This window comes from Winogradskyella pacifica (assembly GCF_013403915.1).
GTDB lineage: Bacteria > Bacteroidota > Bacteroidia > Flavobacteriales > Flavobacteriaceae > Winogradskyella > Winogradskyella pacifica.
Genome location: NZ_JABFDI010000007.1, coordinates 22400 through 41065 on the forward strand (window position 1 = coordinate 22400; position 18666 = coordinate 41065).

At 35.0% G+C, this 18666-nt stretch carries 21 protein-coding genes; 11 read left to right on the forward strand and 10 right to left on the reverse strand.

The window, feature by feature from the left end; genetic code table 11:
* Positions 1–71: 71 nt before the first annotated feature.
* The 6 genes from HM984_RS07805 to HM984_RS07830 form a co-directional block, all read right to left on the reverse strand.
* Positions 72–491 carry a hypothetical protein gene (locus tag HM984_RS07805; protein WP_257018466.1) on the reverse strand — a complete coding sequence of 140 codons (420 nt, stop codon included), beginning with the start codon at positions 489–491 and terminating at the stop codon, positions 72–74.
* Between the two features lie 32 nt (positions 492–523).
* Entirely contained in the window at positions 524–721 is a 198-nt protein-coding gene (locus HM984_RS07810) for a hypothetical protein (RefSeq protein WP_115818114.1), read from the reverse strand.
* Between the two features lie 4 nt (positions 722–725).
* Entirely contained in the window at positions 726–1172 is a 447-nt protein-coding gene (locus tag HM984_RS07815) for a molecular chaperone DnaJ (protein WP_179348757.1), read from the reverse strand.
* Between the two features lie 5 nt (positions 1173–1177).
* Complete coding sequence (locus tag HM984_RS07820) at positions 1178–1573, reverse strand: hypothetical protein (protein ID WP_179348758.1); 396 nt, start codon at positions 1571–1573, stop codon at positions 1178–1180.
* Between the two features lie 121 nt (positions 1574–1694).
* Complete coding sequence (locus HM984_RS07825; RefSeq protein WP_179348759.1) at positions 1695–2687, reverse strand: hypothetical protein; 993 nt, start codon at positions 2685–2687, stop codon at positions 1695–1697.
* Positions 2688–2753: 66 nt separating this feature from the next.
* Entirely contained in the window at positions 2754–3809 is a 1056-nt protein-coding gene (locus tag HM984_RS07830) for an endonuclease/exonuclease/phosphatase family protein (RefSeq protein WP_179348760.1), read from the reverse strand.
* A gap of 214 nt (positions 3810–4023) precedes the next feature.
* Here HM984_RS07830 and HM984_RS07835 point away from each other — a divergent pair, with 214 nt between their 5' ends.
* Entirely contained in the window at positions 4024–4269 is a 246-nt protein-coding gene (locus tag HM984_RS07835; protein ID WP_179348761.1) for a hypothetical protein, read from the forward strand.
* Positions 4270–4533: 264 nt separating this feature from the next.
* On the opposite strand, the gene HM984_RS07840 is transcribed toward HM984_RS07835, so the two are convergent.
* The gene (locus tag HM984_RS07840; RefSeq protein ID WP_179348762.1) at positions 4534–5199 is read right to left on the reverse strand and encodes a DNA-binding response regulator; all 666 of its coding nucleotides are present in this window, start codon (positions 5197–5199) and stop codon (positions 4534–4536) included.
* 2 nt (positions 5200–5201) lie between these two features.
* Positions 5202–6866, reverse strand: coding sequence for a hypothetical protein (locus HM984_RS07845; RefSeq protein ID WP_179348763.1), 1665 nt, complete (start codon positions 6864–6866; stop codon positions 5202–5204).
* 292 nt (positions 6867–7158) lie between these two features.
* On the opposite strand from HM984_RS07845, the gene HM984_RS07850 reads away from it, so the two are divergent.
* From HM984_RS07850 to HM984_RS07880, 7 genes are all read left to right on the forward strand, one after another.
* Positions 7159–7515, forward strand: coding sequence for a hypothetical protein (locus HM984_RS07850; protein WP_179348764.1), 357 nt, complete (start codon positions 7159–7161; stop codon positions 7513–7515).
* 311 nt (positions 7516–7826) lie between these two features.
* Positions 7827–8279 carry a ferritin-like domain-containing protein gene (locus HM984_RS07855; protein ID WP_115809418.1) on the forward strand — a complete coding sequence of 151 codons (453 nt, stop codon included), beginning with the start codon at positions 7827–7829 and terminating at the stop codon, positions 8277–8279.
* A gap of 128 nt (positions 8280–8407) precedes the next feature.
* Positions 8408–9256, forward strand: a complete 849-nt coding sequence (locus HM984_RS07860; protein WP_179348765.1) for an SDR family oxidoreductase — start codon at positions 8408–8410, stop codon at positions 9254–9256.
* Between the two features lie 83 nt (positions 9257–9339).
* The gene (locus HM984_RS07865) at positions 9340–11142 is read left to right on the forward strand and encodes an FAD/NAD(P)-binding protein (RefSeq protein WP_179348766.1); all 1803 of its coding nucleotides are present in this window, start codon (positions 9340–9342) and stop codon (positions 11140–11142) included.
* Positions 11143–11421: 279 nt separating this feature from the next.
* Entirely contained in the window at positions 11422–13554 is a 2133-nt protein-coding gene (locus HM984_RS07870) for a catalase (RefSeq protein WP_179348767.1), read from the forward strand.
* Between the two features lie 16 nt (positions 13555–13570).
* Complete coding sequence (locus tag HM984_RS07875; RefSeq protein WP_179348768.1) at positions 13571–14818, forward strand: cation:proton antiporter; 1248 nt, start codon at positions 13571–13573, stop codon at positions 14816–14818.
* A 23-nt stretch (positions 14819–14841) separates the two neighbouring features.
* A complete protein-coding gene (locus HM984_RS07880) occupies positions 14842–15111 on the forward strand; it encodes a SemiSWEET family sugar transporter (RefSeq protein WP_179348769.1) in 270 nt (89 codons plus the stop codon).
* A 26-nt stretch (positions 15112–15137) separates the two neighbouring features.
* On the opposite strand, the gene HM984_RS07885 is transcribed toward HM984_RS07880, so the two are convergent.
* Both HM984_RS07885 and HM984_RS07890 read right to left on the reverse strand, forming a co-directional pair.
* Complete coding sequence (locus HM984_RS07885) at positions 15138–15701, reverse strand: hypothetical protein (protein ID WP_179348770.1); 564 nt, start codon at positions 15699–15701, stop codon at positions 15138–15140.
* Positions 15694–16212 carry a DUF421 domain-containing protein gene (locus HM984_RS07890; RefSeq protein ID WP_179348771.1) on the reverse strand — a complete coding sequence of 173 codons (519 nt, stop codon included), beginning with the start codon at positions 16210–16212 and terminating at the stop codon, positions 15694–15696. Before HM984_RS07890 ends, HM984_RS07885 begins: the two co-directional genes overlap by 8 nt.
* 208 nt (positions 16213–16420) lie before the next feature.
* On the opposite strand from HM984_RS07890, the gene gntA reads away from it, so the two are divergent.
* The 3 genes from gntA to HM984_RS07905 all read left to right on the forward strand — a co-directional run bounded on the left by gntA (position 16421) and on the right by HM984_RS07905 (position 17949).
* A complete protein-coding gene (gene gntA, locus HM984_RS07895; protein WP_179348772.1) occupies positions 16421–17104 on the forward strand; it encodes a guanitoxin biosynthesis heme-dependent pre-guanitoxin N-hydroxylase GntA in 684 nt (227 codons plus the stop codon).
* On the forward strand, positions 17101–17721 hold the full coding sequence (locus HM984_RS07900; RefSeq protein WP_179348773.1) for a DUF1989 domain-containing protein: 621 nt from the start codon (positions 17101–17103) through the stop codon (positions 17719–17721). The genes gntA and HM984_RS07900 overlap by 4 nt, the downstream gene beginning before the upstream one ends.
* 66 nt (positions 17722–17787) lie before the next feature.
* Positions 17788–17949, forward strand: a complete 162-nt coding sequence (locus tag HM984_RS07905) for a hypothetical protein (protein ID WP_179348774.1) — start codon at positions 17788–17790, stop codon at positions 17947–17949.
* Positions 17950–18666 lie beyond the last annotated feature (717 nt).

The window sequence follows — 18666 nt, forward strand, 5'->3', positions numbered from 1 at the left end:
TAAGTTAAAGTGACTTTAAATATACAAAAAGCCTTTAACTGTCAAAGGTAAACTTGCTAAGGTATTTGTGTTTAATCAAATATTTCATCATACCATGCTCCCACATCTTCACGTATCTCTTTATGGTATTTATAAATGGTTAAGGCGAGACTAAAATCGGCGCGTTTAGCTTTATAAGCGTTGACTGCGAAATATCCATAAAAGCTTCCATCTTTATCTACTACAACTGGTGGATCTGAAGCATAGGCATTCCATGGTGAATATGAATTGTATTCATTTCCGTAAGTGCCGTATGCATTCCAAATGGAGTTTGAGTTGTAACTATTACCATAGGTTCCGTATGCGTTCCAAATGGAATCACTATCGTAGCTATTACAATTGAGACAGCCTAGATATTCCTTATGATTATCACCTCCATATAAGTGAAGTGTTTGTCCATAAGTTGTTATTGGTATTACCAATACTAGAAGCATAAGGTATATTTTATTCATTCTCCTCTATGTTTTTAATAATAAACATCATTTTACTTAATATCTATATTCTTGTTCCAATCTGTAACAGGTTTCATACAATGAATCCAAATCATCGCAATTATTGGTGACACAAACCCGAAAAAACCCCAACCACCTGTACTTCTATTTAATTCTTTTGCTTTGTTTGCACATACTATTATACCTACAACTCTTAATCCTAACTGAATAATAACAACTGCTCCTTCCATTTTATTACATTTTAATTTTTAGTTCTTCTTTTGCTCTTTCCTTTAATTCGGAAAGTTTTTGAAAATTTCGTTTGTGTTTGGTTATGTCTTGAAAAATCGTTTCTGCTAATTCCTGTTTTTCAGAATTAATGAACCTATCTGGATGACAACGCTTACTTAGTTGTTTATAGAGCTCTTTTGATCCATTAATACTATTCATTACATTCCCCATATCAACTTGAGAAGATTTTGCTGATTTTAGTTTATCTTTTGAAATATTCGAAAAGTCTAAATCTGTTTTCTTCTTGGTCATTTTATATACTAAGAATCCGATAATTAAAAACTCTATTATCGCTACATACAGCCACAAATTAATAGCATACTCTTGATTCGTATTGGCGACCTCAACGACTTTTGATATTGAATCAACTGACAGGCTATCAGTTTTAATTTGAATGTTATTCATCATCATAATATCTAATTTAAAAATCCTCCAATATTTGCAAACTCTTTTAATGGCCACTTAGCTCCATTAAAACCTCCATTGGAATGCACTTCTAAAGTATCCCAACCTAATGTTATTAATTTTCTGGTTAGTTCCTCATTATCTAAAATAACGCGACCAATTTCTATTAATTCACTTTTTTCTAATGGCCTCCCTGTTAAAGCTCTTATCCTAAATCCACTCGCCATCCATTTTGAAAATGCATGTTTATACAAACTATCTCCTTTAGTTATTTTTGCTTCTAATAGCGTAGGTGATTCTCCCTGTATAAAAGCATACTTAGCTGCTCTATTAAAATCCTTAATTAAACGATAACGTTCAGTTACTTCACCAAACCAGTCTTTAATTTCAATTATTTTATACCACATTTATTTTCTGTTTAAAATCTATATCCTCAAACATAAACCCATTAAAAAACAAAACCTTACGGAAATCCGTAAGGCTTTATTTTTTTATAATAGATTTTGATTTTTTTGAGTCAATTAAGTATTAAAATTTGAAAAGATTTAAACCCAATCCGACCCCTATCCATGGCTCTTTATTATAATTCCATAAATCAACATCACTACCAAGAGCATAATCAAAACCATAAAAAGCTCCAACATTAATTTTATTGAAAGAATAAGTTAGTCCAAAGCCAAGACTAGCCAATCCTTTAGTAACCTCAGTGTCTAATTTATTTGAAGAAAAGTCAGTATTTGTCTTATTTAATTTAACGGTCGATGCTCCTATAAAAAAGCCCGCTGTAACCTTCCACGTATTGGTAATATTGCCCACATCTTTTCTATAGAAGAAACTTGTTTGCCCAATAGAAACACCTAAAAACAAATTAACATTAAAACTTGAAGAAAAATCTTCAGGTATATATTCTCTAGCCATGGCTTCGTCTTCATTCGGTGGGTTAGGATCATTATCAACAGCAATTCTTGGTCTATATTTGAGTGGTATAGTCACTGTAGAAATAGTAATTTCATTAAACCATAGTTTAGCTTTTTGTCTGTTTTTTAACTGATAACTGTAAATATCTCTGACATAGGATTTTTTTCCAGTACTATCCTTTACCTCATTTGCAGTAAGATAAGGATTAACAATTATTTTGCCACTATCAGTAAATTTTACAAAACCTTTTTTAGTTTTAGTTTTTAAATTTACGTCCCGTTCTACACTAAAATCCATTCTAGTCAACATGTCCATTTTAAAATAGTCGGTGTATGTAATAGTTGACTTTGAATCCTTTGGATTTGTTATGGTTATTTGTAATTCTTTACCTTTTAATTTCTTGTATTTTTTAATTATAACCTTTTGTTCTCCTGAAGTTAAACTATCAAAATTTAAAGTAATAGTTTTTTTTAAGTGTATATCCCCAGAATCAAATGGAAGTGAATTTGATATATAAAACTTTGATTTTATAATTTGTACTTCCTGAGCTCGCATTGAAGTCAAAAAGAAAATAACAAGTAATGATGTTGTAAATAATCTCATAATATGGTTGGTTTTGGTTAGTAGTTATAATTAAAAACAAAGCATTCAGCACACCCAATACGCAAACTAAACAATAACCGTATCCTCCAGCACCACAGACACAGGCCGATGATCACTAGAAACAGTCTTACTGTTAGAATCGGCATTCACCCGCTCAAAAATCTCATGCTCCACCTTGCCTGCTTTCGCATGCACCTTTAACGGAAAACTGCCATTGCACAAAGGTTGGCTCACTAAAATATGATCGATAAGCAAGGGGTTTTTACTGGCTGGAATTTTAAGAATGGGATCTCTAAAGCGTGCCGTCCAACGCAGGTCTTTAGCCACATCAAACAACACGTGGTTAAAATACTTTTCGGCCATCAAAACTTCACCTTGCAGATTCTGTATCAAATCGAAAAACAGATAATTAGATTCAAAATAATCTTGCCCAGGGCCATCATTACAATCTCCTAAAATCACTAAAGCCGGGGCTTCTAATTGTCTAAACTTCGCATCTACATAATGCCGAATATTACGGGCTTCGGTAGCGAGTTTCACGCGGGCTTTTAAAGCAGTGTTCACATAATCACCAGTGAGGTTCTGCTCAGCATCATAAGTAATGGGGTCTTTATTAATCTTAGATTTAAGATGCACACCAATGCATTCAATTTCTTTACCGTTATCTAATCTATAAATGAGAACTTGCGGCTGACGGTAATGCTCGTGGTTGTCACGTTCAAATTGCCCCCAATAATTCACCTGCCAATTATCACGACCAATAAAAGAGTGCCATACGGTAGCGGCTTGTATACGGCATTGCGATAATATAGAAGGCTTCACCAAATACCATACCCATTGCGTGCCTCGCATATCATAACCATAATCCCGATCCCGATCTCCCACTCCATCAGTTGGACCTGGCAAAAGCACAGGTACCCAGGCATTATCTAATACCTTATCGCAAAAGTCAATAATCTTAGCTTCTCCTTTCGGACCTTCAACGACTAATAGGATGTCGGCGTTAATTAGAGTAATGGTGTCTTTAACACGCCCAATCCGTTCTAAAATATCAGCAGAAGGATGGTCTTCAATAAGTTGCTGACTGTGTTTTACATTCCAAGTTGAAATTTTTAGTGGCATAATTCCGTGGTATTATGTTCAATAGGGATAAAATTAATAGCTATCAGTATAGCAAACCATACCCAATAATGGGTAATCTTATTAACATGTGTCAACATCGAATTATAGTAATTCATACGGTTAAGGAAGCCGTACTTAAGGGATATATTAAAATTACAAATAATAGCTAAACAACTAATAGTAAACAAGATAAAACACCAAATTCATCTTTATAATGCATTTTCCAAACCTAATCCCCAACCAACCAATCACCAACAACCAACAACCAACAACCAACAACCAACAACCAATCACCAATCACCAACAACCACCAACCAACCAACCAACCAACCAACCAACCAACCAACCAACCAACCAACCACCAACCACCAACCAATCACCCACAACCAATCACCAATCACCAATCACCAATCACCAACAACCAACAACCAACCACAAGCGCATCATAAGCGCATCATAAGCGGGTCATAAGCGGGTCATAAGCGGGTTCGCTATACTTTTTTCCTACAAATCGTAAATAGTGGTATATATAAAGCTGGCAGAAATCGCCAATTGAGAGGCCGCAGAGCGTATAAAAATTAGTCTAGAATATTTAGAAACCATTAAACACACAAAAAGGCAATTATTTCTAATTGCCTTTTCTCACCACAACACTTACGATTATAGTATTCCCTAAAATATTAAATCCCGATAAGTGCTGGGCTTTTACTTATATGTTGTTGTATTATATCACTCCTAAATCTTTGGTAATCGCCACCAAATGTATGGCATTGTTGGCTTTAAATTGCTCTCTAAGTTTATTTAATCGTTTTTCAATGGTACTTAAGCTGTTTGGCGTAACTCCATTTAACTTAAGGTTACTACTAATTTCGTCTTGAGACTGGCCTTCAGATATCATTTTTAGTAACCTAATATCATAATCGTCTATTTCTAATTGCGACTTAGGGCTCAGTGCCTTTTTAACTTGTGGAGAAACATAAATCGCTTTTTTAGATACCGCTTTTATAGCTGCTGCTAATTCGGCACTGCCATTTCTATCTTTACACACGTAGCCATTGATATGATAAGTATTGAGCAAGCCTCTAATCTTTTGAAGCTGATCTTTCATAGAATATACGATGATGGGTAAATCTGGAAATTCTTCGCGTAGCTTTTCTATAAGCATTTCGCCAGATGCTATGGTTGTATCTCTATGATCTTGTTTAAACGAGAGATCCGTGATTAATAAATCGAAATTACGAGCTTCTAAAGCGCCTTTTTTTAATTTTAGATACGCCTCATCACAGTATTGCGATTTTTCAATTGATTCCACATGTAATTCCCGTAATATCTTTGTGATACTCGCAAGAACCGCATCGTGATCTTCATTAATTAAAACGTTCTTAAACATTACTATATGGTTATATTAGCTTTAAACCCTTTATCTGGATGTGTTACAAAAGTAATAGTTCCATTAATAGATTGAATACGGTTTTCCGTATTCTGGAGTCCATTTCGCTTTTTTAACGTCGTTCCTACTCCATTATCGCTATAATTAACCTGAAAACCGTTCTGATCTTTAGTAAACATGATGACCACAATAGAGGCCTCACTATGTTTTTTCATATTGATTAACAACTCTTGTAAAACCCGATATAGCGTAAGCTGCTTTAACTGCGGTATGGTATCCCAAGCGATGCCCGAAAGTCCTTTGATAATAACATTGGTTTGGGCATCATTATAACTTTCTAATAATTCTTCTAAATATTCTATAAATGGATAGTCGTCACTTAAAACACTGTGCTTTTTAGAGATATCTCTTGTTTTAAGATATAAATTATGGAGCTCATTTTTAAGAACTTTATGCTTTATTTCTTTATGTTCTAGTCTAGTCATCACCTGAAAGACATCACTTGCGATCTCATCATGAATTTCTTTTGAAATACGCGATTCGGTATGAAACACTTGTTGTAACTTTTCTTTTTTATGTCGTGATCGAATTACAAAATATAAGAAGACCGATGCCAAAACTACAAATGCCACTATTAACAGCGCATAAATGGTTCTAGATTCTTGCTTTTCTTTTTCGAGTTGACTCTCTAAGGCTGCTCTTTTATATTCTGAATGGTCATATTTAAGTAAGGCATATTGGTTTAATTTCGCTTTCTCTGCCGCATATATACTATCATTCAACTTTTTATAAGCTCTAGCAATAGGGTCATCGCTTAGCTTTACTAATAAACCTAACGCTCTATTTTTATAAGAGGCTAAATTTAGTTTTTCGGCAAGTTGAAGCGACTTTAAAGCATAGGCTTTAGAAGTTTCTTCATCATCCATTCGGTCATAATAATCCGCTAAATGTGAATAACTAGTGTAAATGGTAGAGCTGTCTTTTTGGGACTCCCTCAACTCTAAAGCCTTCATCATTAAAGTTATACCATTCGCTCTATGTAATTGCGATGCAATAACCCCATAATTATCGAGTATAAGCGCGTGAGTAATGGTATCGCTTATTCTTGGTAATAACTGATAGGCTTTAAGTATTTCTTTTTCGGCATTAGTAATGTCATCAAACTTACGGTACACAATAGATAGATTGTTATAAATCTTAGCACTGTCGGAGGCTGATTCAGACATTTTAAAAGCATTGGTATACAACTCTATGGCTTTGGGTTTATTCTTTTGCTCAGAATACATTAAGCCTAAAAGATTATAGAAACTTTTACGTGTTGCTGTAATGTGAGGTGAGGACGTGCTAGCATCCAAAAATCGTAAGGCTTTTACAGCGGTTTGTTCACTCTCATTATACTCCCCCTTTTTATAGGCTATACTCGAAATATAATATAAATTCCTAATGGCCAGTATGGTATCCCCCTCCTTTATTGCTTTATCATAATTACGATTGAAATAGATTTCGGATACCATTAAATCTTTCGCACTTTGAGGCTTTAGAGCCAATGCCTTATAATAATGCTCATTATCTATGCTTTGCTGTGCAAATGTGTATTGAATGCCTGTGAATAGCAGTACACTGCATAGGCTAAAGAAAAAGAGGAATGAACTAAGGTTGGGTTTCATGCTTCAAAAATAATAACAAAATAGGACTACACTACCTTTTTCTGCTTGCAGTTGAAAGGCGCACTAAGCGTCTATCTTGAAGATACCTTAGATAAAATTTACAACCCCTATTAAACAAGCCGATGACATAACGACTTTGGAAAGCCGAATGGCTCGGAGATATGATAATGAACACGTTAAAGAAGTGAAACCTTTTCAATTCCATTTGCGTTAGTATTTATTTCAAATGAGAAACACTCTATCTCTTATTAGACCTATTTTCGAAATGTATTAAATTAAAAAACAAAACATTATGAAAAATTCAGAATATAGTGACCCAAACGCAAAGCATGAATTAGACTTTTTGAAGGAGTATCAGAAAAAAGGCTATACCCATAATTTTAGAGTACAAGACGATTCGTTAATTGCTTCGGGTGAAGACACCAAATATAAACCTGAGGACGTGTTTATTGTTGCAGAACATCGCTATGAAGGCATGAGTGATCCGTCTGACCAATCTATTCTTTATGTGATTACAACGGAAAACGATAAAAAAGGAACCCTCCTTAATGCGTATGGCCCTTCAGCAGATTTAGATATACATGAATTTATTGAAGCGATTCCTGAAAAAAATAAGAGTCAAGATGATAGTATTTTGAATATTGACTAAGCCAGTATTTTATAACCTACTGTTTTCAATTTATTATTTAGAGACGCGAATATTTAAAAGTTAAACAATCATGAAAGCTATGGTTTATGCTATATTTCAAACGGTTAGAGGCTATAATATATTTCGTCATGGTTAATTTATAAAATATGTCATTAGCTTCTTAAATTTATTTAAATAAGATGAATTGAGCAAAAAACTTATCTAATCCGATTAATAGTAATGATCCGTTGTAATTAATTTTAGACTAATAAATAACATATGCAGTGAAACTATAATAGGATTATATAGCACTGTACTAAAACATTATAATTATGGCACTATTTGATAAAAAAACAGAAGAAAAACTTAATGACCTCATCGAGAAAGCTTACGATGCAGAAAAAGGATTTAAAAAAGTGGCAGAAAATGTGGACAATCCTAGATTAAAAACATTTTTTCTTAATAAGTCGCGCACACGTAGTGGTTACGTCAACGAGTTGACAGATACGCTAAGAAATAGCGGAATGGACATCACAGAAAGAGATGGCAGTTGGTCAGGGTCCTTGCATAGAGCATGGATAGACACCAAAGCATTCTTTTCTATGGATAATGATGAATCCATGCTAGAAGAAGTTAGGACTGGTGAAAAACAAGCCATTGACGATTATAACGATATCCTCAACAATTACGAGTTAAACCCAACCGTGAGAGCGCTGCTATTAAAGCAAAAAGCTGAGATACAAGCGAGTTATAATAAAGCCGATTATTTAGAGGGTATTCAGTAATTCGCTTTATGACGTTAGCGTTAAGTATAAAGGGTTTGATGTACACTGTTAGCGCTGTACATCAACCCTTTTTTTTTATACCATGTAAGTTGAGCACCTATGAATAACACAGCATAAATCCTATTATTATGAATAAACCGAAATCATTTCCAAAGCAAGATCAAGAATTACCTGGAAAACAAAGTAAAATGACTCCAGAACCAGAAGTTATCCGTGAGGATTATAAGGGTAGCGATAAATTAAAAAATAAAGTGGCGCTTATTACGGGTGGAGATAGCGGTATTGGGAGAAGTATTGCCGTACACTTTGCACGAGAAGGTGCCGATGTGGCTATTATTTACCTTTCGGAAACAGCAGATGCAGAACACACCAAAGCACTAGTTGAAAAGGAAAACCAAACCTGTCTGCTTATTAAAGCAGATGTACAACATACCGACCAATGTGACAAAGCATTAGCACAGTGTATTTCTACATTTGGCAAACTTAATATATTGGTTAATAATGCAGCCGTTCAATTCCCCAAGGATACTATTAAAACTATTTCAATGGAGGATTTTAACACCACCTTTAAGACCAATATATACCCTTATTTTTATCTGTCTAAAATAGCTTTAGAACATCTAAAAGAACACGATTGTATAATTAATACAAGTTCTGTTACAGCCTATAGAGGTAGCAATCATTTGGTAGATTACGCGAGTACCAAAGGAGCCATCGTGAGTTTTACAAGATCCTTATCTAAGCAGTTGTCAGAAGCTAAAATTAGAGTTAATGGTGTGGCACCTGGTCCTATATGGACTCCATTGATCCCTGCAACATTTGATGATGTTAGCGATTTCGGAAAAGACACTCCATTATGTCGCGCAGGTCAGCCTAGCGAAGTGGCACCAGCTTATGTGTTTTTAGCTTCTAAGGATGCGAGCTACATTACAGGGCAATTTATTCATGTTAATGGAGGTGAAATTATAGGTGGCTAAGTTAGCCCTTTACCTACTGCACCTAAAAGGCCAATTGCGATGTACACACTGAAGCATTTAACCAAACATAAGATTTTTACATTATGAAAACGTCTACATTAGCACTCATCGGTTCGGGGCCTACTTCCATATATGCCTTGCAGCATATTTTGGATAACTCTGAAGCTCTAGGTAAGCAATTTCATCTGATTTCAATATTTGAGAAAAGTTCTAAACTAGGCTATGGCATGCCATTTAACCCTGAGTTTACAGATATATATAATTTGGCGAATATTTCCTCTGAAGAGATTCCGAAATTACCCCAAACCTTAGCTAATTGGTTAAGAGCACAAGACCGCAACTATTTAAAAGATTTAAATGTTGTTGAATTCCCTATAAAAGATACAGAGGTGTACAGCCGGATTGCTCTTGGCGCCTATTTTAGTGCTCAGTTAAAACTTTTAATTCAAAACCTAAAAAGCAAAGGTTTTACCATTGCCACCTATCGCAATCACAACGTTATTGATATTAAAACCATTAGTAATACTACAGCTGAAATTATAACCGAAACGCATCGTTTTAAATTTAATAAAATAATTATAGCAACGGGGCATCACTGGGAAAACAAAGACCAATCCGAATCTGGTTATTACGATTCCCCTTGGCCAATCTTTAAATTGCTTAATCCCTCTAAGGACTATTATAATTTTGATATCGGGATTTTAGGCGCTTCCCTTAGTGCTTTTGATGTGGTAACGTCCTTAGCGCATCGTCATGGAACATTTTTACGCAAAAACAATCGGCTTACATTTAAATTACATGCTAAAGCCTCTGGTTTTAAAATTACACTGCATGATGCTAACGGTTGGCTACCTCATTTGCAATACGAGCAAGAACAGCCGTATAGAGAAATCTATAGGCATACCACACGCGAAACCTTAGTAAATCTTAAAAATGAAAAGGATGCTCTTTTTATAGACACTTACTTTGATGAAATTTGTAGACCTGCACTATTAAAAGCTTTAGAAAAAGACGATTTAAGAGATGTTATACAACTGTTGAATGATAACAGTTTCGATTTTAAACAGTTTATAGAAACTATGGCAAAAAAGCACGAATACCTTGATTCTTTCGTTGGTATGCGTGAGGAATTAGAATTAGCTGATAAATTACTGAAACGAAATAAACCCATCCATTGGATGGAAACCTTAGATGATTTAATGTATAGTCTAAATTTTCATACCGATTTGTTTTCAGCGGAAGACCATCTTTTTTTCCATACTGAAATTAAGCCATTCCTTATGAACGTGATTGCTGCACTACCGTTACAATCTGCCGAAATTCTATTAGCACTTTATGAGGCGGACTGCATAGCGTTGATTAATGGCAAGGTTGAAATTCAAAATAAGACAACTCATGGCACACACATAAAAATTGTTGATGAGGACAATAACGAGACTACCAAAACTTACAAGCTTTTTATAAACTCTTCTGGTAATGATACCATTGCATTTGATAATTTCCCTTTTAAAAGCCTGAAAATAAACGGTGATATTTCAATGGCAAAAGCCAAATTTAAAACCCTATCACGCATTAAAGATGTGCGGTCGTCAGTTCCTGAAGACGCGCTACTACCAGTTAACGACACATTGTATCTTAATTTAGGAGGTATTGCCATAGACAACGTTTATCGTTGTCTTGATGAAAATGGCCAGCCGTCGCAAAGTATATATGATTTAGCCTTTAATCATATTTATGGATTGCGACCTTATTCCTATGGATTGCAAGCGTGTAATGCCACGAGCCAAATTATGGTGACCTCATTATTAGACTCAACATTACAGAGCGACGAGCCTGTAGAAATCCAAACGATTACACACACTTATGATGAAGAGCGTATGCTTTAAACATAATTAGTCGTCTTACGGTTTTACATTGTCAAAGAAGACAGAAAATTATAACCCACATTTCCTATGTTGACATTAGGAAAGTAAGCACAATCCCCTGCGTACAATTAAGTTGAAGTACCGTTAACAACTAAACATGTTCCGAATGTGACGACTTAAACTATTCAAAATAATAAAATATATAATGCCAAAAGGGGTATAGATTTATGCGGATGAGTTAACGAATGGTAGTGGATTACGTAATTTTAAATGCGAGTAGAATATCTAAAAATTCATACGATGGCTAAGCAAAAAACCACTACAACCGAAAAATCAAAAGACCTAAAGCAATTTGAAAAAGATGCGGAAAACCAGGTTATGACGACTAACCAAGGTTTAAAAGTTAACGACACCAATAATTCCTTAAAGGCTGGTGAACGTGGCTCTACCCTTTTAGAAGATTTTTTATTGCGAGAAAAAATTACGCACTTTGACCATGAGCGTATACCAGAACGTATTGTTCATGCTAGAGGAAGTGCGGCTCATGGCTACTTTGAACTCTATAATAGTATTGAAAAGTATAGTAAAGCTGGCATTTTTACGGACACCAAGAGAATAACACCAGTATTCGCAAGGTTCTCTACAGTAGCTGGATCTAAAGGCTCTGCGGACTTAGCTCGGGATGTACGAGGGTTTGCAGTAAAGTTTTACACTCAAGAAGGTACATGGGATTTGGTAGGTAACAATATGCCTATCTTTTTTATTCAAGATGCGATGAAGTTTCCAGATTTAATCCATTCGGTAAAACCCGAGCCTAATAAAGAAATTCCACAAGCAGCCTCTGCCCACGACACTTTCTACGATTTTATTTCGCGTTCTACCGAAACACTACACAACCAAATTTGGGTAATGAGCGATCGTGCTATACCTCGAAGTTTACGTATGATGGAAGGCTTTGGTATTCATACGTTCCGATTGATAAATGAAAAAGGCGAATCACACTTTGTAAAATTTCATTGGAAACCACTATTAGGTGTTCATTCTGTAACTTGGGATGAAGCTGTAAAAATTAATGGTGCAGATGCTGATTTTCACAGACGGGATTTATGGGATGCTATTGAGGCGGGACAATACCCAGAATGGGAATTGGGAATTCAAGTCGTAGCTGAAGAAGATGAGCATAAATTTGAATTTGACTTATTAGATCCTACGAAGTTAATTCCTGAAGAATTAGTTCCAGTTGAAATTATTGGTAAAATGACCTTAAATAGAAATCCTGAAAATTTCTTTGCCGAGACGGAACAAGTCGCGTTTTTACCTGGGCATATCGTTCCTGGAATAGACTTTACAAATGACCCTCTACTTCAGGGCCGTTTATTCTCGTATCGGGATACCCAGTTATCGCGCTTAGGAAGTCCTAATTTTCATCAGATTCCAATTAATAGACCTATTGGAGAGGTGCATAACAATCAGCGAGATGGACATATGCAAATGGATATACCAAAAGGTCAAACGGCCTATTTCCCCAATTCTTTAGGAGGTGGCTGTCCACATTTGGCTAAAATGAGTGAAGGTGCATTTACCTCCTATGAGGAACGTGTAGATGCCAAAAAAATCCGAACACGTAGCGAAAGTTTTAATGATCATTTTTCACAACCCGCACTATTTTATAGAAGTTTAGCCGATTGGGAAAAACAACACGTTGCAGAAGCCTACACCTTTGAACTTGGAAAATGCACTCAGAAATCTATCAAAGAACGGATGCTATGGCTTATTGCTCAGATAGATAGGGATTTATCTCAAAAAGTAGCAGAAGGATTAGGACTTAACATTCCCGATACCATTGAGCAGCCCATTAACCAAGCCATTGGAGCGGATGCCGATGTAAAAAAACATCAACCTCCAAAAAAGAAAAACTATTTAGATAAAGACAAAACTTTAAGTCAGGCTCATACAAAGTTTAATAGTATAGCTACAAGACAGGTTGCAGTATTAGTTAGCGATGGGTTTTCAATGAAAGATTTTAGCACCATGAAAAAGGCCTTAGAAAAAGAGAATGCTATGGTAAAACTAATAGCTCCTCACGGCGGAACAGTAGTGTGTGATGAGCATATGGAACATCAAGTTGATGCGGCTATTATGACTACAGAAAGTGTGTTGTTTGATGCTATTTATATTCCAGGCGGCAAAACCGCTATCGACAAATTATTAAAAGAAGCTAAATTTAAGAAGTTTGTAAACGAGGCTTTTAAACATTGTAAAGCTATCGCCGTAGATAATGAAGGTGAACATTTACTAGACAAAACATTTGTGGCAGATTATAAAGATGATAAGACTGTGTTTATTAATAAGAAACCTAAAGCATTTATTGATGCTATTTCAAAACATCGTAATTGGGATAGAATGGAAATTGCCGCTCAGGTTCCTGCTTAAATAAAGACAATCGATGATGGATAGTTATTTTAGCGTTTTACTCATTGTTGGGATTACGACCTTATTAGCCAGTTTTCTCCCTATAGTTTTAAAACGCTTTAAAATTAGTTTTACACTTCCAGTTCTAATCTTGGGAGGGCTATTTTATTATATAAACGTGCCGTTACCTTGGCCAGATCCCACTTGGGAAATCGATTTAACCTTACATTTTTCAGAAATGGTGGTTATTATTAGTTTAATGGTGGCAGGACTTAAAATTGGATTAAATTATTCTTGGAGAGAATGGCTTAACCCATTGCGCTTGTTAGGTATAACGATGCCTCTATTTATGGCTGTGGTCTTTATCGTTTCGTATTATATTTTGGGGTTTTCGGGCGAACTTGCGCTCTTATTAGCTGCCGTCTTAGCCCCTACAGATCCTGCTTTAGCTTCCGAAATTCAATTGAACAAAAAGCAGTCGGTATCATCAAAGAATTTAGGGGCGCAATACAACCTTACTGCAGAAGCCGGCTTAAATGATGGCTTAGCATTTCCATTTGTATATCTTGCCATAGTATGGTCTAAAAACGATGGACTACATACTGATGTTTGGTTAGAATGGCTATCCTTCTACGTATTTTTCAAGACTGTAGTAGGCATCTTAGTCGGCATAGCAGTTGGTTTTCTATATAGTTATTTTACCACACGGCTTTCCGAAGGAAACACCCATAAAATCCATTTAGCATTTGTAGCCTTATCGCTTACCCTTATCTCTTATGGTTTGGCTGAGGTATTGAATTCTTATGGTTTTCTAAGTGTGTTTTTTGCTGGATTATTTGCACATTACCATCAGCATAAAAAGGATGTTGAGCATCCTGGTCATCCGAGTTTAAGCTTTATATCTAACATTGAGAAGTTTCTTATTGTGTTTTGGATGCTGTTTTTTGGGGGGTCAATTATGGCAGGAATTCTGAATTTTATTAGCATAGAGATTATAGTATTTAGTGTTTGTTTAGTCTTAATCGTAAGGCCCATTTTAGGATACATTTCACTCTATGGTTCTAAATTAAATAATCGTCACAAAATGGCCATTTCCTTTTTTGGAATCAAAGGGATAGGATCTGTATTCTACTTAACTTACGCTATAAAACATGGCGAATTTACCCACACAGATCAGTTATTTTCAATTGTGGCATTAGTTATTTTGGTCTCTATTCTTCTGCATGGCTTAACGGCTAAACGCTCTATGGCTGCCATAGAAGACGACAATACATTAATAGAATAAATAGTATTAAATAGTGATGAGGTATGAATTTAGAAGAACTTATAGGAATTTTTGCTGGGATATTTACAACGATTGCTGTATTACCGCAAATTCATAAAGCAGTTAAGACAAAAAAAATAGACGACGTTAGTCCAAGCATGTTTGTTATCTTATGTCTTGGTGTTGGCTTGTGGACAATTTATGGTATTTTAAAGATGGATTGGCCAATTATTATAACCAATGGTATATCCTTTATATTGAATGGCATTATGTTGAAAATTGTTTGGTTTCAAAGTAAACATAAGTCAAGTTAAAATCACTATATTTCTATTTAATACGATCAAGACTTCATCGCTTCTTTTTCATTCTCTATCTCGTCATTTAAGTCGTCTTTAGATAACATTGGGTGATCTTTTCCTAGACCTATAATTGCGATTAGATTCGTAACCGCTCGGTATAGCATTAATATCACTGTAATCATCATACCACTTATTACTGAAGTCGACCCTAAGGTGACCCAATAAATTACCGAATACCAATTGGTGGGTACATTATCTGATTCTACGATAGGAATATTAAAGAATTGAAATAGGATAAGTGCTGCAATAAATAATATGACATCAAATTTAGCTATACTAAGAACTTGTTTGTAATGAATTTCATTTAAGGACATTTTAGAGCCAAAGCTCACGCTCAATAAAGTTAGCAATAGCGCTAAAATAGTTGCTGACGCTAACACTATAGTGTTACATAACATATTGAGCCCGCTTAGAGACTCTTTCAATAAATGCTTAGCTTCATAACCCGAAACATTTCCTAATAAGAAAATACCAACACCTGTAAAAAGGGTTGCAATTAAACCGCCATAAATGGCATTTTTATTTTCCTCTATAAAATTAAACATATAGGTCGTGGGTATTTACGTCATGTAACAGTGTCGGTTCAATGTCCTTATTAGAACTATTATGAATAACGGACACATCGCCAGTACTTTCAAAAATAACGGCTTTTACTTCGCTAAAATCATGCACGTTTGCTTCTCTTAATTTAGCGATTAAGTCACTTTCCCCCACATTACAAGCCTTAAGACGACTGTGTAATATTTTACCATTCCACATAATAATTTGTGGCTTATTTGTAAACCATCTTTTAAAAAGTGAATTCTTACGCACCAAATATGAAAACAAAGTTTGAAACCCAATAATAGCAGTGAGTACAATACCACCTTTAAGAAGCGAATAATCTGAATTAAGTATAATTGAGGCTAATACAGAACCTACGGCAATAGTAGATGCAAAATCGAAACTCGACATTTTAGCAAAAGTTCTCAGTCCGAATACTCGCGTAATGATTATGATAATAGTAAATATACCCAATACCGATGCCACGAGCCATAAAACGTCTTCAAAAGTCATAATAAAATAGTTTAGTTAGATGATAAAATTACAAGGAGTCTATAACTTGTATTAATTCAATTAGAATAAAGACTAACTGAAATCATTTCTACACCACCACCCTAATTAAGTCCTAACGTATTGAGGTAATGATAACTCGGATAGAGGAAATCCAATTATATGTTCCCTATTAAATTTGATGTCACGATACATTTAATACTATGTCATTATGAAATCGATCAGCAAAACATATCCATTATATAAAACTATAGATGAAGCTTACAAAGATTTTATCCTTACGCAAAAACACCCTTGCGTTATGGCTAAAACATTGTTTATGACAGATAATTATCATCTTAACGTATATAGTTCCTCTACCCGAACTGAAGATTTAAAACATCTAATAAAGGATTTAGAATCTTTTATAGATCAATATGATTTTGAATCGCATAACGTCGAATCTTTCTTAGCCGTTTTTCCCTTTGAACATTATGAGTCTGAGGTAGATTTCGAAAAAAGCTTATGGCAAACGCTCCAACAATTACATGAATTGGATGACCATGACTGGGATCCTTCGGTAAGTGATGATCCAGAGGACTCTAATTTCAGTTTTAGTATAAAAGGACGCGCATTTTACATTGTGGGTCTTCATCCTAATAGTTCGCGGATAGCGCGTCAAAGTCCCTATCCTACTATTGTATTTAATCTACATGCCCAATTTGAACAGTTGCGTGACATGGGTAGTTACCAAAAGGTAAAAAAACGTATTAGAAAACGAGATAAAAAATTACAAGGTCATATTAACCCTGTACTGAAAGATTTCGGAACAGATTCTGAAACCAAACAATATAGCGGTAGAGCTGTAGACAGCTCTTGGAAATGTCCTTTTCACAAAACCACTAAAGTTATATGAAACCACTAGTTAATATTATCCAAAAACAATCTGGAGCAGCCTTTACACTTAAAAAAAATGACATCCTTACGGTTATAGATCCTATGGGAGAACAAGTCAGCGACATGGTATTGTTCAATGCTGATGATTATAAAGAAAAACTATCCTCGGGCAAATCTTTAGATTTTGAAGAATCTCTATTGTTAACTAAAGGGAATTATTTATGGTCTAACCGTTCTCAGAAGATGATGCATATTTTAGAAGACACCAACGGACGAAACGATTTTCTCTTAGCGCCATGTAGCCCAGAAACATTTAAGATTATGTACGATTATCAAGGTGAGCATCCAAGTTGCTTAGGTAATTTACAACAGCACCTAAACCCTTATGGTATTGCGGTTGATGATATCCCTACGGCCTTCAATATTTTTATGAATGTACAATTTGATGCTAATGGTAAACTATCTGTTAATCCTCCCACATCGAAAGCAGGAGATTACATTCGTTTACAAGCGCAAATGGATCTTTTAGTTGCACTTACTGCGTGCTCAGCAGAAGATAGCAACGGAGGTACTTTTAAACCTATTCACTATTACATAGAAACTGAACCTCAACATATAGAGCGAAAACGATCTTAAAGTCATCTTATAAAGATGCTCAGCAACTGAAAAAGGAAAATAATTAATAATTAAATATCTCATATTATGAAAAACGATAAAGACAAAAAACCAAAAACAGAACATGAAAAGCGTTTGCATCAAAATGCAACTGATGAAAAAGGGCCGTTAAAAGACGACCATTACAACCAATACGGTAAACAAAATGAAACTCGTCGTGAACGCGCTGAGCGCTTAAAAGACGAATAAAAATGCTCTAAACACCGATTAAAAAAAAGTCCAGCCTAAAGAGGTTGGACTTTTTAAAGTTATAAACTGAAGCTTTGTAAGCATGTATGCGATTAAGACTGAAGACCTATTATAATGACACTTCAAGTTTCAAAAGCAATATAAAACAAGGTGAGACTTGATTTCGACTTTATTTGTAAGACTTATTTCTTAGTCACATGTGTCGTATTTGCAGGAAAACTGATTTTATCTAAAGCAAACGCACAACAACGTCAACTTATTAAGAACCTGATTATAAACAGGTTCACAACTAGAAATATGACGTAAAGATTTCAATATAATATCTAATTTATAAGCACCAAAAACCGTATCATTATGGAGTTTCAAATATTCTTTCGCCATTAGTTTATATAAACATAAAGGTATCGTCGTCTTTTGTGAACGTTCTTTCAATCATCGTTTTGGGTTGAGCATCCTGAGATGATCTCTTCAGATTTGTTGGCTTATATTTCGTTGAAAAAAATTGTTTTTTTAATAGCTGTAGTAGTCTCATAGCACATATAATTTGGTGTTTATAAAGATACGACGTAAAATATAATTTTGGATCTCCGATTGAGACATAAACCACCTAAAACTAAAGATTTAGCACTAATTTAACATTGTCATATACTTGTGGTAAAATACGGACTAAGAGAATTTCTGAACATAGTGCGTAAAGCTTTTACCAATCTTGTAAAA